This window comes from Streptomyces sp. NPDC079020, assembly GCF_044542225.1.
Lineage (GTDB): Bacteria > Actinomycetota > Actinomycetes > Streptomycetales > Streptomycetaceae > Streptomyces.
Genome location: NZ_JBITUB010000017.1, coordinates 111,081 through 129,844, shown reverse-complemented (window position 1 = coordinate 129,844; position 18,764 = coordinate 111,081). Strand labels below are relative to the sequence as shown.

Below are 18,764 nucleotides of genomic sequence, written 5' to 3'. Positions count from 1 at the left end.
TTCGTCAGTCTGTTGATACAGAACCTGTCCGAGGTCAAGCCGATCACGGACCTCCTGTCGATTCCGGTTGCCTCCCCGAGCAGTGGTCAGTTTGTGACGAAATCATCAGCTGTCACCCGTTCGAAACCGCAACCAGAGCCGTCAGCGCCTCGGCGAGTCCCGGTGGACGCGACAGGCCCGGCAGCGCGTGGCCGGACCATCCCGGCCCTAGTCTTGTGAGTCAGGAATTCTGTTCAGATGTTCAAACTTGGCCTGTGGCACGCACTGAACTCCGAAGGCCGTGTTGGTTCTGTCGGATGAGGAACGGGCTGCACTCGAGGGGTGGGTGCGGCGCCATTCCACGCCGCAGGCGTGAGCTCTGCGCTGTCGGATCATCCTGGCCTGCGCGGAGGGCGCTTCCAACAGGGACGTGGCGGCCCGGCTCGGCTCGACGCCGCATACGGTGGGCCGTTGGCGGGCGAGGTTCGTCGAGCATCGAATCGCCGGCCTGGGAGACATGCCCCGCTCGGGCGGCCCCCGGACGGTGACCGACGAACAGGTGGCCACGCTGGTCACCAGAACGCTGCGGTCCGCGCGGAAGAGCGCGGCCCACTGGTCGACGCGTTCGATGGCGAGGCAGACGGGCCTGTCGCAGTCGACGGTGTCGCGGTTCTCGGTCTGCAGCCACACCGCTCCGAGACGTTCAAGCTGTCGACGGATCCGTACTTCGTCGGCAAGGTCCGCGATGTCGTCGACCTCTATCTGGACCCGCCGGAGCGGGCCCTGGTCTTCTGCGTCGACGAGAAATTGCAGATGCAGGCCCTGAACCGCTCGCAGCCGGTGCTGCCGATGATGCCCAAAGTGCCGCAAAGGATGACGCACGACTATGTCCGCGCCGGAACCACCACCCTGTACGCGGCCTTGGAGGTCGCCACCGGCAAGGTCATCGGCTCACTCCACCGCCGCCACCGGGCCGAGGAGTTCAAGAAGTTCCTCATCAAGCTCGACCGGGAAGTACCGGACGGCCTCGACATCCACCTGGTGCTGGACAACTACGCCACCCACAAAACCCCGGCCGTCAAGACCTGGCTACTGGCCCACCCGCGGTTCCATCTGCACTTCACGCCGGCTGGATCGTCCTGGCTCAACCTCGTGGAGCGAAGGTTCGCCGAGCTGATGAACAAACAGACACGGCGAGGCACCCACAAAACCGTCCAAGCCCTGGAGAAGGACATCCGGACCTGGATCGCAGCCTGGAACACCGCCCCCAGGCCCTATATCTGGACCAAGACCGCGGACGAGATCCTCGAACGCCTCGCCTCATATCTGAACAGAATTCCTGACTCAGAAGACAAAGACCTGCCCCGTAACTGCTGGTCAGGGTGAGATGATCTTGTTGTGTCTGGTGTGATCGCGGCGTCGAAGCCCTCCTGTACAGCCCCGTTCAGCGGGCTGAGCCCGCGCCAGTTCGGCAAACTGATCACCGCCCTCCGGCGGGAAGGTGCGGATCCGGTGCGTAAGGGCCGACCGTGGAGCCTGCCGCTGGAGGACCGCGCCCTGCCGGTCGCCGCCTACTGGCGCACAAACCTGACCCTGCGGCAGCTGGCGCCGCTCTTCGGGGTGCCGAAGTCCGCGGCCGACCGCATCATCGACCACCTCGCGCCATCGCTCGCCCTCCAGCAGCGCAAGCGATTCCGTAAGGACACCGTGCTGATCGTGGACGGCACCCTGGTCCCCACCCGCGACCACAACGTCACCGAACAGTCGAAGAACTACCGGTACTCCACCAACCACCAGGTCGTCATCGACGCGGACACTCGGCTGGTCGTCGCGGTCGGCCGTCCGCTGCCCGGCAACCGCAACGACTGCAAGGCGTGGGAGCTGTCCGGCGCGAAGGCCGCCGTCGGCAGGACCACGGTCATCGCGGACGGCGGCTACCGGGGCACCGGCCTGGTCATCCCGCACCGCCGCGAACCCGGCCAGAGCGAACTCGAACCATGGAAAGAGGAACACAACGCCTCGCACCGCAAGGTCCGCGCCCGCGTCGAGCACACCCTTGCCCGGATGAAGACCTGGAAGATCCTCCGCGACTGCCGCCTCAGAGGTGACAGTGTCCACCACACCATGCTCGGCATCGCTCGCCTGCACAACCTCACCCTCGCCGGGTGACGAAGGAACAAGCAGATCAGCGAGCACGTCGCAGATCATTTACGGGACAACGCTCCGGCCTGGGCAGGTCCCACTGGGTCGTCGAGCGGACCTTCGCCTGGCTCCACCAGTTCAAAAGACTCCGCATCCGCAACGAGATACGGGCCGACCTCCATCTCAGTCTGCTCCAACTCGCCTGCAGCATCATCTGCTTGAGACGACTCCGGACCTCATTCTGAAATGATCAGTCACAGTGGCATGGTGCGTCGCCGCAGCCTCGTGCCGGTGCTCCTCAGGCTCTGCAACAGCGTCAACGGTGTCGTGGGCGTCGTCGACCGGCGCACGTACGAGGACGACGATCTGCCGAGGAAGTGACGATCACGGACATACAGCGCGCCCCTCACCCTCCGTCGACAGTGAAGGCCGAACTCGACAGCCAGCTGTCCCGCTGGCTGTGGCTGGTGAAATGAATCCTGGTGATCCCCTACTGGATCGTGCTGTTCTTCCTCTGGATCGCCTTCCTCGTCGTCACAGTGATCGCGTTCTTCGCCATCTTGTTCACCAAGCGCTTCCCACGGACCTGTTCGACTTCGACCTCGGCGTGCTCCGCTGGTCCTGGCGCGTGTCCTATCACTCGTACGGCGCCCTCGTCACCGACCGCTACCCGCCCTTCAGCCTGGGCCCGGAGCCCGACCACCCCGACCGTCTCGACATCGCCTACCCGGAGCGCCTCTCGCGCTCGCTGCTCCTGGTCAAGTGATGGCTGCTCGCCATCCCCCACTATCTCGTGATCGCCTTCTTTGCCAGCGGCATGCATACAGAATGGCGGAGCGGCGGCCTGATCACCCTGCTCACGATCATCGCGGCCTTCGCCCTCGCCTTCACCGAGCGCTATCCGCGCGACCTGTTCGTCCTGATCGTCGGACTGAACCGCTGGGTCCTGCGCGTCGCCGCCTGCGCGAGCCTCATGACGGACGCCTACCCGCCCTTCCGCCTCGACCAGGGCGGCACGGAGACCGCCGGGACCGAGCGGGCCGCGGACGGCAGCTGACGGCGCCGTCTGGCGCGCCTCAGCTCGTCCGTGCCCCACACCAGGACCGGGAACGTCGCGATGAGCAGGACGACGTCCAGGGGTAGGGAGGCCGTCCCGAACAGGTGCTGGAGCGGGGGCGCGTAGACGAGGGCGGCGGTGAACGCGAGCTCGAAGGCGATACCGGCGAGCAGGAGCGGATTCGAGAGCACCCCTATGTCGCGCAACGCCGCGTGGTCGGTGCGGGCCGCGAGGGCTGTGCCGACCTGACAGGTGACGATACCGGCGAAGGTGGCCGTGGTGGCCGTCACATATGCGTGGTGCAAGGGGCTGCCAGTACCCGTGGGGTCACCCGGATGCCAGCCCGCGCGCCACAGCACGTAGAAGTAGCCCGCCATGACGAGGGCCGCCGACACCAGGCCCAGGTAGCCCCAGCTCCGGACGAGCATGTCGCGGGAGATCACGCCCTGGTGCCGTGGCCGGGGCGGCCGCTGCATGATGCCGGGCTCGGAGCGTTCCCGGCCGAGGGCGAGGGCGGGCAGCGTCTCGGTGCCGAGATCGATGGCGAGGATCTGCAGCACGGTGAGAGGAAGCGGTACCGCGCCGGCGGAGAGCGCGAAGACGAGGAAGGGAACGATTTCCGGGGTCGCGTGGGCGAAGATGTAGACGATGAACTTGCGTACGTTGTCGTAGACGCGACGCCCGGATTCGACAGCGGTCACGATGGTGGCGAAGTTGTCGTCGGTGAGTGAGCACCATGGTGGCGGCCTCGCGAGCCACATCGGTGCCGGAGCGTCCCATGGCCACACCGATGTGAGCGCTGTGCAGCGCGGGGGCGTCGTTGACCCCATCACCCGTCATGGCGACGATCCGGCCGTGAGCCCGCAGAGTGTCGGCCACCTTGAGTTTCGTCTCGGGCGAGGAGCGGGCGAAGACGATCTCGGCGTCGCCCTCCACGAGGAGCCGGTCGAGCTCGTCGTCACCCAGCGATTCGGAAGCCGCGACCACGTGCAGGCGGGGCACTCCGATGCCGACCTCCCGGCCGAAGGCAGCGGCGGTGGCTCCGCTGTCCCCCGTCACGATGTGCACGCGTACCCCGGCCTCGTGGCAGCGGCGTACGGCCTCCGCGACCTCGGGGCGCGGCGGGTCGTACAGTCCGACCAGACCGAGCAGCGTCAGTCCCGATTCGGCGTCCTGACGGCGCGACGGCGGCTCCGCGCCCGGCGGCAGGTCGCGTGCAGCGACGGCGAGGACCCGCATGCCGCCCTGGGCCAGCTCCTCCGCCGCCGAGCGGGCGGCGTCCGTGGCGGAGCCAGGACGGACACGGGCCAGGACCGCTTCGGGCGCTCCCTTGGCAACGATCTGCAGGCGACCCGTCGTCTCGTCTTCACGTACGACGGACATCAGCCGCAGCCGCGGATCGAAGCGGAACAGTCTGCGGCGTCCCGCGTCGCGCCGGGTCCGCTGGCTGAGGGCGGCGATCCGGCCGAGCTCGGTGTGGTTGCCGGTGGCGAACACGATGGCCCGGGCCTGTCCCTCGACACAGGTCGTCCCACTGAAGACGAGGTTCGGCTCCTCCAGCAACGGGGCCCCGAGGAGCCCGGCCACGGCCATACGTTCGGCGGGGACGGACTCCCCCCGTGAGCATCGACAGATCGACTTCCACTCCGCCTTCGGTGACGCGCGCGTCGGCAGGGACCTTGTCGCCCTCTTCCAAGACGATCACGTCGCCCGGCACCAGGTCGCTGGCCTCCACGGTGAGGGGCCGGCCGTCGCGTACGGCGAGGGCGTGCTCGGGCAGGTAGCGCGCGAGGGTCTCCACCGCGCGCTCGGCCTGGCGTTCCTGAAGCAGCGCGAAGCCCGCATTGACGGCGATGACCGCCAGGATCGCCCAGCCGAGCACACCGAGATCCGCGACGAAGGCCAGCGCGGCGGCAGCCCAGAGCAACAGGGCAAGCGGGTGGACCAACTGCCCGACCAGCTCCCGCGCGAAGGATGAGCGGACCTTGCGCCTCACCTCGTTCGGACCATGGACGGCGAGCCGGCGGGCGGCCTCGCGAGCGGACAGCCCATCCGGGCCGGTGGCGAGTTCCCGGCGCAGCCTGGGCAGAGGCTCGCTGGGGTCGAAGGGCAGCGCCTCGGTGGGGGACATGGGCCGCTCCGATGCGGTACGGCCGGTGGCACGGTCAGCCATCGTCGCCCCCTGAATCACTGCCTCGGTGAGAGCGGCCGGACCAAACGGGTTCCATGTGCTCCCACTCCCGTTCCCACGCCGCGAGCCGGTGGCCTTCTGACCACCGCCGGAAGAGGAGGACCACACCGACGGCACCTGCCGCCGCGGTACCGCCCGAGAGAGAGGTGCGGGCTCGGTCCGCAGCGCCGCCCTGGTGCCGGGCGGGCGCCCCCTCGTCGTCCACCCAGATCGTCACGGCGCGCCTCTGGGACGTCGCGGGCGGGACGTGGATGTTCCCGGACCGAGGGACGTGCACGGGCTGTTCCCACACCGCCGGTGCGACGGCCTGTGGCTTCGCACCGTACCGAGTCGCGACGGGCAGTTCTTTGGCCGGGCCTGTGGTGGTCGCCCGGACCTGGTGACGGTGGGCGGCGAGCTCACGATCGGCCGTGGCTCCGGCGTTCCACAGCATGCCGGCGGCCACGGCGCCGCAGACCAGGGCCATGATCAGGACGAAGGCCAGGGCGGCACGCCCGAAAGGTCCTCTCGGCAGCGGGGCGCTCCCGCTGCCCGACGGCTCGTGGTGCAACATCCCTCCCTCCCGGGGGTGGCCGGCCAATGGATCTGCGGCACCGCTCAGGGGGTGGCGTCGAGTTCCGTTCCGATGTGGTGGGCCCATGCCCGGATCCGTTCCGGATTGCGGAAGTCGCCGCCCTTGCCCCGGCTCACCATGTGCCGGGCGACAGGGTCCGACGTCTCGGCCGTGACAGAGCCGCCGAAGGTGATGTGCTCACGAGCACCGAGCTTCTTCATCCGCCGGGCCACTCCCCGTACGGGCGGGATCTCGTGCTCGTCCGCGGAACGGTCGACCGGACCACTGCTGAAGAACCACAGCGGCCGGTGCATGAGCTGTTCGGCGTTGCGCCGCGCGCACCGTCGTGCCTTGCCGGTCCAGTGTCCGGCGTAGAGGGCTCCGCCGAGGACGACTCCCTCGTAGCCGCTCACGTCGGTGACGGTGTCGGCAGGAAGAACAACCGCGTCGAAGCCGTCATCCCGCAGCGTCTTGCCGATCTCTTCGGCTATCCCAGCGGTCGCGCCGGCCTTGCTGCCGTAGGCGACCAGGACGCGCTTGGCGCTCATGGTGTTGTTCCCTCGTCCGGTATGCCGCTGCGCTTCACCGGAATGGTCCGGACGGACGTGGTCTCCTCCTCGGGCATCGGGACGCGGATGGTGAGGATGCCGTCCGCGTACGACGCCTCGACCTCGTCGGCCGGGATCGTGCCCGGGAGGCGCACCCTCCGGAGGAACGATCCGTAGCGGAACTCCGAGTGCTCCTTGTCCTCCTTGCCCTCGCTGTGCTCCGCGCTCACGGTGATGAGGTTGTCGTCGACGGTGATGCTGATGTCATCGTCCGGGTCCATACCCGGGAGCTCGGCCCGCAGTGTGTACACGCCGTCACCGCTGGTCGCCTCCACCGGAATGGAGTGAGCAGCCGTCGCGGGTCGCCACCCGGGCAGCCCCGGAAACTCGCGGTTGAACCAGTCGTTGAAGTCGGGGAAGAGGCTGTGCCTGCGTTCCACCCTGCGTTCCACCCTGCCTCCGGCCATTGTTCTGCTCCTCGTTTCGGGGCCCAGGACGGTCGTCGTGGACCCGAGTCGGTGCGGACAGGCGACGGATCAGGATCACGGCCCGGTCCGACTCCGTAACCCAATCGTCCGCCCGAGAGGTCATGTGGCGCAGCGTCCAAGGGGGCTGTCCGACGGGGCCGAACGGGCCGCACCAGGAAGGACCGACCGGCCCATGGCGCCACGGCTCCGGTGCTGTCAGCGGCAGATCTCCTCGACGAACTGGCCCACCCGTTCCTCCGGCAGGTGCCGTGCCAGGTCCGCCTCACTGATCATGCCGACCAGGCGATGGTCGTCGATCACGGGCACGCGGCGAATGTGGTGTCCTGCATCGTGCGGGGCACCTCTTCGCTGTCGGCGCCCGCCTCCACGGTGACCGGCTTGCCCTGAGCGAGGTGCCCGGCCGTCATCCGTTGGGGGTCCTTGCCCTTGGCAAGGCACTTCACCACGATGTCCCGGTCGGTGATGATGCCGTGCAGCCGGTCGTCCGGTCCGCAGATGGGCAGTGCTCCGACAACCAGTTCGCTCATGCGGCGTGCGGCGTCCATCAGGCTCTCGTTCTCCTGCACGCAGCTCGCACGGGTGTGCATGTGTTCCCTTGCGGTCGTCATGGCCGCGTCCTGCCTTCAGGCTCCCCTGCTCGCGATCCGGCCGATTCGCCGTAGGTCAGAGGAAGAGCGTCGACACCCTGATGGTGTGTACCAGACGCTTGGGACGCCCGTTCGCCCCCTCGGCGGGCGGCTGGTGGTTCATGGGGCGACCACGCCGCGTGTCCGTGGCCTTCTGTCGACCCGGGCTGGGCCGACGGCCCGGCGTCCCGGGCGACTCGTTCCGTGTTTTCCCGGGCATGATCACTCCTCCCTTCGTCAAGCGTCGGTCTTGAGCGTCGCCTCCGCCCGGGCGACGTGACTCTTGACGGCTGCGAAGCTGTCCGGCGCCACGGAGATGGAGTCGAGGCCCGCGGCGACCAGGATCGCGGTGAACGCCGGATCGTCGCTGGGCCGCTGCCCGCACAGTCCGGCAGGGCGGCCGGCCGCGTGGGCGCGGGCCGCGAGAAGTTCCTCGTACGCCTCGGCGGTGGTGGCGAAGCCCGGCGGTACCCGTATGCCCGCGGCACCGAGCCGGTTGGCCATCTCTCCCAGCGAGGCGTTCTTGCCTCCCACGCGGCCGGCCCAGCTCCTTGAACGGTACGAGGCGTCGCGTCGGTCCCATGACATCCTCCGTGATCTCGGGCGTCCTCAGAACGGGAGCGGTCGGCCGGACGGGGTGCGCAGATCGAGGGGGCTCGGCCTGCAGGGCTGTCGGGGCCGGGTGCTGATCCGGATGCGCTGCATGGTGCTCACCTCTCCGGGGAACCGACGGACGGACCGGGGTCGGTCGGTCGTACGGGAAAGGGACCGGTCGGCCCATGCCGGGTCTCCGGTCCGCCCTCCGCGCTGTGGGAGGGGGACGGTGATCACCGGACACATTGCGCGGTACAGCAGACCGTGGACCGTCGGCCCCAGCCGCATGCCGGAGTAGCCGCCACGGCCTCTCCGGCCGACGATCAGGGTCAGGGACCTCTGGGATGCCAGGGCGAGTCCTCGTCGGCGGCCCGGGCGAGAGCGGGGACGGACAGCTCCCGGGGGTCGACTCCGAGCAGGATGTCGTTCACGTCTCCTCGACCCGGGTGGCGAAGGCGGGAGGGACGATCTCCACCGGGCAGTGGGCGTGGTGGAGCAGGATGTGGGCGACGCGTCCCAGGGACGGGCCTGCGCCCAGAACACGGTGTTCTCTGCCCATCACGAGCAGATCGGTGTGGGCACTCGCCTCCACCAGGATCCCGGGCGTGCTCGTGCCCGTCTCGACGTGATGGCTGACGATGAGCCCGGGATAAAAGTGACGCACGCGGTCGGCGAGCGCCTTGATCTCGTGCACGCGCTGCTGCGCGATCTCATCGAGGTCATCCAGCATGGTCGCGACGCTGCCGACGTGGGTGAGCACGTTCCAGACGCTCACCAGTCGCAACACCGCCTTGCGGGCGTCCGCCTCGGCAGCCGCGACGAGCAGCCAGCCGACATCCGAGGCCCCGTGCACGGCTGCCGTCACCGAGCCCGACTCGAGGCGGTCGCTGTCGCCACGGACGACGATCACGGGCGCCTCGGCACGGGCTGCCACCCCCAGGCCGACGGAGCCGAGCATGAGGGTCGAGAAGCCGCCGAGCCCCCGGTTGCCCACCACGATCGTGCCGCGGTGGCCGGCGGCCGCCCGGAGACCGGCGACCGGCTCCTGCCGGCTCAGTTCCTTCGTGACGGCAAGGTCCGGAAAGCGCTCCTGGACCGTGGTCGCGGTCTCGATCAGCAGGTCGCGGCCTGCTTCGCGTACCGCCTGGATCGTCTCGGCATTGGCGAAGAGGGCCCGGTGGTCGGTGTCAGCGGCGTGGACGAGCTGCAGGGGCCGGCCCCGTCGGTCCGCTTCGGCGGCGCCCCAGAGCACGGCGGTGCGCGCGGAGGCGGACCCGTCGACTCCCACCACGACGTTGCCGAGCTCCGGTCGAGCGGGGATCTCGCTGGTCATGGTTCCTCCTCCGGGGTACGCCCGGGGCTCGGGGAGCACATCCCGAGGGCGACACCTCCCACGCTGACACCGTGGCGAGCCTTCTCGGGATGGGCCGTTCGGCCCCCGTCGGGACCCGCCCGGCCCTGCTGCCGGGGGCACGGGACCACCAGCCTGAAGTTCGGGATGTCCTCTCCGATCCGGACCAGGACTGAACGGAGAGGACACGACTGAGGAGGCACGTCATGACGGCCCAGGTCACCGTCGGTCTGGACGGCTCGAAGGAAAGTCTCGCCGCCGAGAAGTGGGCGGTGACGGCAGCGCTGTTGCGCGAAGTCCCCCTCCGGCTGGTGCACATCGAGGACTGGCCGAACACCCCTGAGGTGCCCCTGTCGTACGACCGCTCCTTGGCCGAGCAGGCCGGGAGTCTCTTGCGGAACGAGGCGGACCGCGTGCGGAAGGACCATCCCGGCCTCGAAGTACTCACAGAGCCTGCGCGTGGCCGGGCGGCCAAGGAACTGACGGCCGCCGCGAACGAGGCGGATCTGACGGTCCTGGGCTCGCGTGGGCTCGGTGGTGTGCGCGGCTTCATCGTCGGCTCGGTCTCCCTCGCCGTTGTCGGCGCGGCGCGACAGCCGGTCGTCCTCGTGCGCGCGGAGGACGACCACGTGGCTCCCGAAGGCGGGATCGTGGTGGGTGTCGACATTTACCAACCGTGCGAAGCCTTGCTCGCGTTCTCGTTCGCGGAGGCGGCCCGCAGGGGCACGCCCCTGCGGTTCCTGCACAGCTGGACGCTGCCCGCCTCGTACGGCTACGCGGCCGTCATGGACCCGGGGATCGGCGAGGAGCTGGGCGGCCACCTCCTCGGGGGGCTGGACGACTTGCTGGAACCTTGGCGGAAGCGGTACGCGGGCGTGAACGTGGCGGCCGAGGCGGTGGTCGGCCCGCCCGCGTACCAGCTGGTCGAGGCGTCACAGACCGCGCAACTGGTTGTCGTGGGACGCAGGAGCCGGAAGGTCCCCCTCGGCGCGCATCTCGGTCATGTCGCCCACGCGGTCATCCACCACAGCCCCGCGCCGGTCGCCGTCGTCCCCTTGATGTGAGTGGACGATAGCGACTCCGCCTTCGCCGGCCCACGGACGGACGGACGTCATCTCTTCCTCGTGTTCTACGGATGCCGGCGGCTGATGGAAGGCGTGTAGCGGTCGGGAGCGGCGTCGTAGGCAGTAGCGCAGCAGGGGGGAGCAGAAGTGCGGTGGGCCTGCGGGGCTGTCTCGGCGTTCGGGTGCGGTCGTGGGGTCGACTTCCATGCCGCACACGGGGTCGACGGCCGTCTCACCTCTGTCCGGGCCGTCCTTTCGCGAGGTGGTGTCGGTGGCGGTCTCGACTTCGGGCGGGTTCGGCGTGGCGCCCGCTTCGGGCAGTGCCGCGGGGTGCCAGCGGCGCAGGCGGGAGGCGTTGGTGACGACGGACAGGAAGGACAGGGCCATGGCGGCTGCGGCGATGACCGGGCTGAGGCGTATGCCCCACAGGGAGTAGAGGGCGCCGGCAGCGAGAGGGATGCCGACGGCGCTGCAGACGAGGGCGAAGAACAGGTTCTGCTTGGTGTTGCGCATGGTCGCCTGTGAGAGGCAGATGGCGGTGACGACTCCGTGTCCAGGCGTCGTAGGGCCGCGATGGCCTGGGCGGAGTCGTCCTTGACGGTGTCGGCGACGGCGAGTACCCCGGCGGGGTAGCCGTCGACCGCGGCGAGGACGGGTGTCTTGCCCTCGGCCGCAAAGTTCGCGGCGACAGCGTCGAGAGGGGAGGTGTCGACCCCGTTGTCATGGAGGAGGCGGGTGGTCCCGACCAAGATCGTGTGGCCGTCGGCCGTGGCGCGGACACCCTTGCCGGTGACGGAGTCGAACCCGGTCGCGGCTGGCGGCTGAACGCAGCGGGCGCGGGCGCCGGAGACGATGGCCTGGGCCAGGGGATGTTCGCTGTCGGCCTCGGCGGCGGCGACCAGCCGCACAAGTTCGGCTTCCCCGACTCCGCGACGAGCCCGGGGCATTGAGATCCTCCGCGCCGGCGAACGGGATCACCGGCGCCCGCTCACCCACGCCGATCACGCTCCACCGGTCGGCGAGCGCCTTCAGCGCCCGAGACCGCGCCTGCAACTCGCCGGCCTGCCGCAACGGTGCCTGTGAGTAGTACTCCTCATGCTCGCGATGGAACCGCGCGAGATTGTCGATCAACTGCAACAGCGACTCAGGGGGCTGAGCTGCGCCCCGTCCTCGGCCATGCCGGCAGTGTGCACCAGGTCCCACGCGTGGGGGCGTCCGGGCACGCCCGTCACAGCGGACACGAGCCCGCCCCGAGGTCGCTCGTGACGTGCGGCGCGTGCCGGTCATCGGCCGTGTTTATCGCCGGTCTCCTTCCGTGGACTCCGGATTCCGCTGGGGTACGACGGCGACCGGACACGAGGCATGGTGCAGGGCGCGGTGGGCGACCCTGCCTAGCTCCAGACCGACGAGCCCGTCCCTGCGTCGTGCCCCGACGACCAGCAGGTCGGCGGCGGCGGAACGCTCGGTCAGCACTCTGTGGGCGGGGCCCTCGACCGTGGTCCTGCGCAGGCGCACCCGGGGATGCTCGGAGGCTGCGTCCTCAAGGGCGTTGTCGAGCAGTTCGGAGGACCGTTCCGCGAAGTAGGCTCCCCCGTCGCCGCTCAGCAGCGGGTGGTCGACCGGTTCATGGGCCGGCCGTCGCCAGGTGCGAACGATGTCGAGTTCCGCGTCCCGCACCACCGCCTCCCGGAAGGCGAACCGCACGGCCGGCGAGTCCACGTCGTGCTCTCCGACGCCGAGCAGGACGCGCCCGTGACCTGCCGCCAGGGCATGCCGGTCTCCTCGGACGACCACGACCGGGCAGTGGGCCCGGGCGGCCACGATGAGGCTGACGGATCCGAGCAGAAGGTCGACGAACTCGCCGCGCCCCCGGGACCCGACGACGAGGATCGAGCCCTCCCGCCCCTCCCTGAGCAGCCCAGCGGACGCGTCCTCTGCCAGGACGTCCGAGGTGAGGGGGAGGTCGGGTGCGCGGCGTCGGGCGCGTTCGGCCGCGGTGCCAGCGATGTTCTCGGCGAGGACCTGGCCCGAGGGCCGGTCCGTAGCCCAGGTCGGCACGACTCCTTCGTACCGTTCCCACAGCGAGGCATGGACGATCCGCAGGGGAAGCCCGTGCCGTACCGCTTCGTCGACGGCCCAGTCCAAGGCCGTGAGACTGGCGTCGGACCCGTCGACTCCTACCACCAGGGGCGATTCCATCGTGCCCACCGCCTTTCCAGGTCGTGAAATGGCTTGTTGCCACGCTCGCACCGGGCTGGAGGAGCAGAGTAGAGCCGATCGGTCCCGGTCGCGGCCCGCCCGGACCACACTGTGGAGACGACACCGAGACACGGAGGGAGGAGGTGCCCATCCGCTTCTCGCGGATCCTGATCGCGCGGTGCGCGGCTCGAAGCCGCTTCCCCGCGTCCCTGGGGCGGGCCCCTCCTCATTTTCAGGAAAGCACCCGCCGACGGTCCCTACCAGGGCTGCCGGGTCCCGACGTGCCCCTTTCGGCCCTTGTCGTCCGCCGCCCGGCGGCGACAGCCTCGCAGCAACAGGACTCGGGGCGCAGACGTACCGGAGGCCGGTCATGAAGCACCCACGCACCGTCGACGACGTGATGACCCACGCGGTGGTCTCCGCCAGGCTCGACGCACCGGTCAAGGAGATCGTCCAGTCCATGCGGCGCTGGGGCGTGAGCGCGGTTCCCGTGCTGTCGGCCGAGGGGCGGGTGGTCGGCGTGGTATCCGAGGCGGACGTACTCGGCAAGGTTCCGGGAGAGGACCACGACGACTCGGGTTCGGTGACGGCGGGCGGCTTGATGTCCGCGCCGGCCGTCACCGTTCCGCGCGGTGCCACGATCGCGGGGGCCGCGCGGCTGATGGGGCGAGGCCATCTCAAGCGGCTTCCCGTGGTGGACGAGGACGGCCGTCCGGTCGGTGTCGTCAGCCGGGGCGACCTGCTCAAGGTCTACCTGCGCTCAGACGCCGAACTCGCCGAGGACGTGCGCCGCGAGCTCCTCACGCATCTGATCCCTGAGGGCGACGCCGCACTCACCGTACGGGTCACGGACGGCGCGGTGACGCTCACCGGACGCCTGCCACAGTCCGTACCTGCGGATCTGGCCCTGCGGCTGACCCGGGCGGTGCCCGGCGTGGTGGACGCGGCGGCGGAGTTCACGAACGCGTAGCGGCCTTCGTGTCATGCGGCGGAAAGTGCTGGACCCGCGCGTCCGGGCCCGGGAACACCAGGGTGACCCGGCCCGTATCCGACCATCGGACATCGAAGGGCGGAGTGCCGTCCGCATGGTGCAGCCCGACGATCTCACCGTCACGCCCCTCGTCACCGACCGTGGCACCGCCCGCGATCAGCCGGTCGCCGACGCGGGCCCACAACCCGGCGCGGGGCTTCTCCTGGCCCTGTCGTGTTCCAGTCGCAGCCATGATCCTCGCCTCCCGGCGCGAGGGACCGGCCGCGGCCTTCCCGAGACCGGCGCTCTCGCCTTCCACGATGTGACCCGATCGGCCGCTCGTCATAGGGGCCAATCGTCCCGGAAGGGGACCATTCGGCACTGCCCGACGGTCGGCTCCGCGCAGCAGGGTGAGATCTAGCGGGACCGCCGCGCCCCGTGAAGGAGGACCGTCATGCAGCACCGCACGGTTTTCGAGGTGATGACCCACGACGTGGTCACCGCCGCCCCACAGACCCCGTTCAAGCAGATCGCCCGTCTCTTCGCAGAAAACGACGTCTCGGCGGTCCCGGTCGTCGGCCCCGACCGACGCCTGCTCGGCGTGGTCTCGGAGGCCGACCTGCTGCGGGCCACCGCCGAGCTCCCCGACCTGGAGGGCCGTTCGGCTGGCGTCCGGCTCCTGTCCCAAGAGCGGGGGCTGCCCGATGCGGAGACGGCCGCCCAGTTGATGGCCTCGCCGGCCATCACGGCGCAGCCGGGGTGGAACCTCGTCGAGACGGCCCGGACAATGCACCGCAAGGGAGTGAAGCGGCTTCCCGTCGTGGACGAGACCGGTCGGCTCGTCGGGATCATCAGTCGCAGCGACCTGCTGCGGCCCTTCCTGCGCGGGGACACCGCGATCCGTGACGAGATCGAGCACGACGTCCTGGCCGACACTCTGCGCCTCGCTCCGGACACGGTCCGTGTGACCGTCCACGACGGAGTCGTCAGGCTGACGGGCCGTGTCGACGAGCGTGCCGACATCCGCGTGATCGTACGGCTCTGCCGCTCGGTCGACGGAGTGGTCGCACTGCACGAATCGATCGAGTACGCCTACGACAACCTCGCCCTCGACGTGGAGCCACCGCGATGAACGCCCTGCGGGTGGCACCGGTCATGCCCGACTACGACAGCGCCCGGGCCACGTTCTCCTGGCGACACGAGCGGTCCCGGCTCGCCGGGCTGCCGGACGGCGGCATCAACATCGGGTACGAGGCAGTCGACCGCCATCTGCGCGAGGGCCACGGCGAACGCGTCGCGCTGCGCTGCGTCGGCCGCGACGGTTCCATTCAGACGATGACCTTCGCCCAGCTCGCGGCCGCGAGCTCCCGCTTCGCGCACGTGCTTGAGGTGCTCGGTCTGGAGCGCGGCGAGCGGGTGTTCACCCTGCTCGGCCGCCGGTTCGAGCTGTACAGCACCGTCCTCGGAACGCTGCGTGCCGGACGAGTCCTGTGCCCTCTGTTCACCGCCTTCGGTCCCGAACCCGTCGCACTGCGCATGGAGCTGGGCAACGCCCGGGCGCTGGTCACGACCCGGGAGCTGTACGAGCGCAAGGTGGCCCCGGTACGGTCCCGGCTTCCGCACCTGCGGCACGTCCTGCTCCTCGACCCCGGGGCCGGCCCGCCCCCGGCCACCCTCTCCTTCCCCGCGCTCACTGACGCCGCGCCGGACGAGTACATGGTGGGACCGACCGATCCGGCGGAGCCGGCACTGCTGCACTTCACCAGCGGCACGACAGGCACCCCCAAGGGCACGGTACACGTGCACGAGGCGGTCCTCGCCCATCACGTCACCGCCGCCTACGCCCTGGACCTGCACGAGGGCGACGTCTTCTGGTGCACCGCCGACCCCGGCTGGGTCACCGGCATGTCGTACGGCATCATCGCCCCGCTCACCCACGGGGTGACGACCGTCGTCGACGAAGGGGACTTCGCCCCCGCTCGTTGGTACGGGATCCTCGCCGACCAGCGCGTCACCGTCTGGTACACGGCCCCCACTGCGCTCCGCATGCTCATGCGGGCCGCACCGCGCAGCGGCGACCCGACGCCCGCAGCGCGCCACGACCTCTCGTCGCTCCGGTTTGTCGCGAGTGTCGGCGAGCCACTCAATCCCGAGGCCGTGCACTGGGGCCGGGAAGCGCTCGGGCTTCCGGTGCACGACACCTGGTGGCAGACCGAGACCGGTGCCATCATGATCGCCAACTTCGCGGCCGATCCGGTGCGGCCCGGCTCGATGGGCCGACCGTTTCCCGGTGTCGAGGCCGCCGTAGTGGCGTGCGGCGAGGACGGCCGGGCCGCGGTCACCGGCGGGCACGTCCAGATCCTCCAGGAGCCGGGCGCCCAGGGCGAGCTCGCCCTGCGGGCGGGCTGGCCGTCGATGTTCCGCGGCTACCTCCACGAGCGGCACCGTTACGAAGCGTGCTTCGCGGACGGGTGGTACCTGACCGGCGACCTGGTCAGCCGCGACGCCGACGGATGGTACTGGTTCGTGGGCCGCGCCGACGACGTCATCAAGTCCGCAGGGCACCTCATCGGGCCGTTCGAGGTGGAGAGCGCGCTCATGGAGCATCCGGCCGTGGCCGAGGCCGGTGTCATCGGACGCCCTGACCCGCTGGCCGGCGCGATCGTCAAGGCGTTCGTGCTTCCGCGCCCCGAGTATCCGCCCGACACCGAACTGCGGCGCGATGTCCTGGCGTTCGCCCGTCGGCGCCTCGGCCCGGCCGTCGCCCCCCGGGAGATCGAGTTCGTCGGGAGTCTGCCCCACACCCGCAGCGGCAAAGTGATGCGCCGCCTGCTCCGGGCCCGCGAACTGGGCCTGCCCGAGGGCGATGTGTCCACGCTGGAGACACCCGAACCGGCCGAGACGACCGGGCACTCCGGGAAGGAGCCGTGATGGCCACCGCACACGGCGGCACGTCCGCCGGGACATCTCAGACGAAGCGCCCCCGTCGCGCTCGTGGAACCGCGACGCCCGCGCGCACCCCTGCGAGGACCCACGACCTGGGCCTGCTGCGGCAGATGCTGCTCATCCGGCGGTTCGAGGAGCGGTGCGTCGAGCTGTACAGCGCGGCGGCGATCCGGGGCTTCGTCCACCTGTACATCGGCGAGGAGGCGGTGGCGGTCGGCGTCCACCAGGCGCTTGACGAGGCGGACGCGGTCGTCTCCACGTACCGCGAACACGGCCACGCGCTGGCCCGTGGGGTGCCGCCCGAGGCCGTGATGGCGGAGATGTACGGGAAGACCACCGGGTGCAGCCACGGGCGCGGCGGCTCCATGCATCTCTTCGACGCCGGCCGCCGCTTCTACGGCGGCAACGCGATCGTGGGCGGCGGACTGCCGCTCGCCGCGGGCCTGGCGCTCGCCGACCGGATGCGCGGCGCGTCCCGCGTGACCTGCTGCTTCTTCGGTGACGGAGCCTTCGCCGAGGGCGAGTTCCACGAGACCGCCAACCTGGCGGCGCTCTGGGGACTGCCCGTGCTCTTCGTCTGCGAGAACAACCTGTACGCGATGGGGACGGCCCTCGCCCGCGAGCACGCCCAGACGGACTTGGCGATGCGGGCGGCGTCGTACGGCATGGCGGCCTGGGCCGTCGACGGCATGGACGTACACGCCGTGGAGGAGGCGGCGCGCGGCGCGGTCGAGTCCATCCGGGCCGGCAGCGGACCGCACTTCCTGGAGATGCGGACCTATCGGTTCCGGGCGCACTCGATGTACGACCCGGACAGGTACCGGCCGAAGGACGAGATCGAGGAGTGGAAGCGCCACGACCCCGTCACGGGCCTTGCCGATGGCATGCGCGCGGCCGGTTTCCTCGACACGGACGCCCAAGAGGCCCTGGACCACGAGGCCATGGAGGCGATCGACCGAGCCGTCCGGGCAGCCGAACAGGCTCCCGAGGAGTCGGCCGAAGACCTGCTGCTCCATGTCACCGGCCGACGCGAGGAGGTTCCGTCATGAGCGCGCGAACGCGACCGCAGGCGCACCCCGACGACGGCACCACCACATACAGGGAGGCCCTGCGGGAGGGCCTGCGCGAGGCGCTGGCCTCGGACGACCGGGTCTTCCTGATGGGCGAGGACGTGGGCCGCTACGGCGGCTGCTTCGGCGTGAGTCTCGGACTCCTGGAGGAGTTCGGCCCGGACCGTGTCCGGGACACACCGCTGTCGGAGTCCGCGTTCGTCGGGGCCGGGATCGGCGCCGCACTGGCCGGGATGAGGCCGGTCGTGGAGATCATGACGGTCAACTTCAGCCTGCTGGCGCTCGATCAGATCCTCAACAACGCCGCCACCCTGCGGCACATGTCCGGCGGACAGCTCGGTGTGCCGCTGGTGATCCGCATGACGACGGGCGCGGGACGGCAGTTGGCCGCCCAGCACTCCCACAGCCTCGAAGGCTGGTACGCCCACATCCCCGGCCTCCGCGTCCTGGCGCCCGCAACGATCGACGACGCCCGCCACGTGCTGTCCTCCGCGCTGGCCGACCCCGACCCGGTGCTGCTCTTCGAACACAGCAGCCTCTACAACGCGGCCGGCACGCTCGATCCGGCGGTCCATGAGGTCGGCCTGGACCGCGCGGCCGTCCGCCGTGAAGGCACCGACGTGACAGTGGTCGCGTACAGCGGTTGCGTGCCCAAGGCCCTCGAAGCCGCGGAGGAACTGGCGGGCATGGGGATAAGTGCCGAGGTCGTCGACCTGCGTACGCTGCGGCCCCTCGACGACGCCACGATCATCGGCTCGGTCCGGCGCACCCACCGGGCCGTCATGGTCGACGAGGGCTGGCGCAGCGGCAGTCTGTCCGCCGAGATCGCGTCGCGCATCTGCGAGCAGGCGTTCTTCGAACTCGACGCACCCGTCGAACGGGTCTGCAGCGCGGAGGTCCCCATCCCCTACGCCCGCCGGCTGGAGGAGGCGGCACTCCCCCAGCCGGCCGGAATCGTGGCGGCGGCGCGCCGGGCGGTGAGCTGA

At 70.2% G+C, this 18,764-nt stretch carries 16 protein-coding genes and 7 pseudogenes; 11 read left to right on the top strand and 12 right to left on the bottom strand.

The window, feature by feature from the left end:
* Window positions 1-280: 280 nt before the first annotated feature.
* The 5 genes and pseudogenes from ACIGJO_RS29755 to ACIGJO_RS29735 all read left to right on the top strand — a co-directional run bounded on the left by ACIGJO_RS29755 (window position 281) and on the right by ACIGJO_RS29735 (window position 3,178).
* Window positions 281-1,365 (top strand): annotated as a pseudogene (locus ACIGJO_RS29755) (IS630 family transposase).
* Window positions 1,366-1,377: 12 nt separating this feature from the next.
* Window positions 1,378-2,148, top strand: a complete 771-nt coding sequence (locus ACIGJO_RS29750; protein WP_399963358.1) for a transposase — start codon at window positions 1,378-1,380, stop codon at window positions 2,146-2,148.
* A complete protein-coding gene (locus tag ACIGJO_RS29745) occupies window positions 2,145-2,366 on the top strand; it encodes a transposase (RefSeq protein WP_399963356.1) in 222 nt (73 codons plus the stop codon). The genes ACIGJO_RS29750 and ACIGJO_RS29745 overlap by 4 nt, the downstream gene beginning before the upstream one ends.
* A 1-nt stretch (window position 2,367) precedes the next feature.
* The gene (locus tag ACIGJO_RS29740; RefSeq protein WP_399963353.1) at window positions 2,368-2,502 is read left to right on the top strand and encodes a hypothetical protein; all 135 of its coding nucleotides are present in this window, start codon (window positions 2,368-2,370) and stop codon (window positions 2,500-2,502) included.
* 95 nt (window positions 2,503-2,597) lie between these two features.
* Window positions 2,598-3,178 (top strand): annotated as a pseudogene (locus tag ACIGJO_RS29735) (DUF4389 domain-containing protein).
* Here the strand turns inward: ACIGJO_RS29735 and ACIGJO_RS29730 are convergent.
* The 9 genes and pseudogenes from ACIGJO_RS29730 to ACIGJO_RS29690 form a co-directional block, all read right to left on the bottom strand.
* Window positions 3,106-3,879 carry a cation transporting ATPase C-terminal domain-containing protein gene (locus ACIGJO_RS29730; protein WP_399963413.1) on the bottom strand — a complete coding sequence of 258 codons (774 nt, stop codon included), beginning with the start codon at window positions 3,877-3,879 and terminating at the stop codon, window positions 3,106-3,108. The pseudogene ACIGJO_RS29735 and the gene ACIGJO_RS29730 sit on opposite strands and share 73 nt — an antisense overlap.
* A 154-nt stretch (window positions 3,880-4,033) precedes the next feature.
* A pseudogene (locus tag ACIGJO_RS29725) lies at window positions 4,034-4,771 on the bottom strand (HAD family hydrolase); the annotation flags it as partial.
* A gap of 85 nt (window positions 4,772-4,856) precedes the next feature.
* Window positions 4,857-5,309: pseudogene (locus ACIGJO_RS29720) on the bottom strand (cation-transporting P-type ATPase); the annotation flags it as partial.
* A 657-nt stretch (window positions 5,310-5,966) separates the two neighbouring features.
* Complete coding sequence (locus tag ACIGJO_RS29715) at window positions 5,967-6,470, bottom strand: flavodoxin domain-containing protein (protein ID WP_399963351.1); 504 nt, start codon at window positions 6,468-6,470, stop codon at window positions 5,967-5,969.
* Window positions 6,467-6,937 carry an Hsp20/alpha crystallin family protein gene (locus tag ACIGJO_RS29710; RefSeq protein ID WP_399963349.1) on the bottom strand — a complete coding sequence of 157 codons (471 nt, stop codon included), beginning with the start codon at window positions 6,935-6,937 and terminating at the stop codon, window positions 6,467-6,469. Before ACIGJO_RS29710 ends, ACIGJO_RS29715 begins: the two co-directional genes overlap by 4 nt.
* A 216-nt stretch (window positions 6,938-7,153) precedes the next feature.
* Window positions 7,154-7,566 (bottom strand): annotated as a pseudogene (locus ACIGJO_RS29705) (CBS domain-containing protein).
* A gap of 255 nt (window positions 7,567-7,821) precedes the next feature.
* Window positions 7,822-8,118 (bottom strand): PEP/pyruvate-binding domain-containing protein, encoded by a 297-nt coding sequence (locus ACIGJO_RS29700; RefSeq protein ID WP_399963347.1) that lies wholly within the window; start codon window positions 8,116-8,118, stop codon window positions 7,822-7,824.
* Window positions 8,119-8,397: 279 nt separating this feature from the next.
* Window positions 8,398-8,505 (bottom strand): annotated as a pseudogene (locus ACIGJO_RS29695) (universal stress protein); the annotation flags it as partial.
* Window positions 8,506-8,605: 100 nt separating this feature from the next.
* On the bottom strand, window positions 8,606-9,511 hold the full coding sequence (locus tag ACIGJO_RS29690) for a universal stress protein (RefSeq protein ID WP_399963345.1): 906 nt from the start codon (window positions 9,509-9,511) through the stop codon (window positions 8,606-8,608).
* A 224-nt stretch (window positions 9,512-9,735) separates the two neighbouring features.
* Between ACIGJO_RS29690 and ACIGJO_RS29685 the strand changes: the two genes are divergently transcribed.
* The gene (locus ACIGJO_RS29685; protein WP_399963343.1) at window positions 9,736-10,593 is read left to right on the top strand and encodes a universal stress protein; all 858 of its coding nucleotides are present in this window, start codon (window positions 9,736-9,738) and stop codon (window positions 10,591-10,593) included.
* Window positions 10,594-10,658: 65 nt separating this feature from the next.
* Here ACIGJO_RS29685 and ACIGJO_RS29680 read toward each other — a convergent pair whose 3' ends face one another.
* Window positions 10,659-11,540 (bottom strand): HAD family hydrolase, encoded by an 882-nt coding sequence (locus ACIGJO_RS29680; RefSeq protein ID WP_399963341.1) that lies wholly within the window; start codon window positions 11,538-11,540, stop codon window positions 10,659-10,661.
* Between the two features lie 349 nt (window positions 11,541-11,889).
* Complete coding sequence (locus ACIGJO_RS29675) at window positions 11,890-12,792, bottom strand: universal stress protein (protein ID WP_399963339.1); 903 nt, start codon at window positions 12,790-12,792, stop codon at window positions 11,890-11,892.
* Between the two features lie 370 nt (window positions 12,793-13,162).
* Here ACIGJO_RS29675 and ACIGJO_RS29670 point away from each other — a divergent pair, with 370 nt between their 5' ends.
* Window positions 13,163-13,762: a CBS domain-containing protein gene (locus tag ACIGJO_RS29670; RefSeq protein ID WP_399963337.1), complete on the top strand. Its 600-nt coding sequence runs from the start codon at window positions 13,163-13,165 to the stop codon at window positions 13,760-13,762.
* Window positions 13,763-13,787: 25 nt separating this feature from the next.
* Here the strand turns inward: ACIGJO_RS29670 and ACIGJO_RS29665 are convergent.
* A pseudogene (locus tag ACIGJO_RS29665) lies at window positions 13,788-13,967 on the bottom strand (DUF1918 domain-containing protein); the annotation flags it as partial.
* 249 nt (window positions 13,968-14,216) lie between these two features.
* Here ACIGJO_RS29665 and ACIGJO_RS29660 point away from each other — a divergent pair.
* From ACIGJO_RS29660 to ACIGJO_RS29645, 4 genes are read left to right on the top strand one after another with little or no spacing between them, the layout of a single operon-like run.
* Window positions 14,217-14,894, top strand: coding sequence for a CBS domain-containing protein (locus tag ACIGJO_RS29660; RefSeq protein WP_399963335.1), 678 nt, complete (start codon window positions 14,217-14,219; stop codon window positions 14,892-14,894).
* Window positions 14,891-16,693, top strand: coding sequence for an acetate--CoA ligase (gene acsA / locus ACIGJO_RS29655; RefSeq protein ID WP_399963333.1), 1,803 nt, complete (start codon window positions 14,891-14,893; stop codon window positions 16,691-16,693). Before ACIGJO_RS29660 ends, acsA begins: the two co-directional genes overlap by 4 nt.
* A complete protein-coding gene (gene pdhA, locus ACIGJO_RS29650; protein WP_399963331.1) occupies window positions 16,693-17,757 on the top strand; it encodes a pyruvate dehydrogenase (acetyl-transferring) E1 component subunit alpha in 1,065 nt (354 codons plus the stop codon). The genes acsA and pdhA overlap by 1 nt, the downstream gene beginning before the upstream one ends.
* Complete coding sequence (locus tag ACIGJO_RS29645) at window positions 17,754-18,764, top strand: alpha-ketoacid dehydrogenase subunit beta (protein ID WP_399963329.1); 1,011 nt, start codon at window positions 17,754-17,756, stop codon at window positions 18,762-18,764. Before pdhA ends, ACIGJO_RS29645 begins: the two co-directional genes overlap by 4 nt.

Excerpts from the sequence above, each read along its gene's own strand:
- ACIGJO_RS29740 (WP_399963353.1), top strand. The coding sequence starts at position 2,368 with ATGATCAGTCACAGTGGCATGGTGCGTCGCCGCAGCCTCGTGCCGGTG.
- ACIGJO_RS29715 (WP_399963351.1), bottom strand. The coding sequence starts at position 6,470 with ATGAGCGCCAAGCGCGTCCTGGTCGCCTACGGCAGCAAGGCCGGCGCG.
- ACIGJO_RS29710 (WP_399963349.1), bottom strand. The coding sequence starts at position 6,937 with ATGGCCGGAGGCAGGGTGGAACGCAGGGTGGAACGCAGGCACAGCCTC.
- ACIGJO_RS29690 (WP_399963345.1), bottom strand. The coding sequence starts at position 9,511 with ATGACCAGCGAGATCCCCGCTCGACCGGAGCTCGGCAACGTCGTGGTG.
- ACIGJO_RS29685 (WP_399963343.1), top strand. The coding sequence starts at position 9,736 with ATGACGGCCCAGGTCACCGTCGGTCTGGACGGCTCGAAGGAAAGTCTC.
- ACIGJO_RS29680 (WP_399963341.1), bottom strand. The coding sequence starts at position 11,540 with ATGCCCCGGGCTCGTCGCGGAGTCGGGGAAGCCGAACTTGTGCGGCTG.
- ACIGJO_RS29675 (WP_399963339.1), bottom strand. The coding sequence starts at position 12,792 with ATGGAATCGCCCCTGGTGGTAGGAGTCGACGGGTCCGACGCCAGTCTC.
- ACIGJO_RS29670 (WP_399963337.1), top strand. The coding sequence starts at position 13,163 with ATGAAGCACCCACGCACCGTCGACGACGTGATGACCCACGCGGTGGTC.
- ACIGJO_RS29660 (WP_399963335.1), top strand. The coding sequence starts at position 14,217 with ATGCAGCACCGCACGGTTTTCGAGGTGATGACCCACGACGTGGTCACC.
- acsA (WP_399963333.1), top strand. The coding sequence starts at position 14,891 with ATGAACGCCCTGCGGGTGGCACCGGTCATGCCCGACTACGACAGCGCC.
- pdhA (WP_399963331.1), top strand. The coding sequence starts at position 16,693 with ATGGCCACCGCACACGGCGGCACGTCCGCCGGGACATCTCAGACGAAG.
- ACIGJO_RS29645 (WP_399963329.1), top strand. The coding sequence starts at position 17,754 with ATGAGCGCGCGAACGCGACCGCAGGCGCACCCCGACGACGGCACCACC.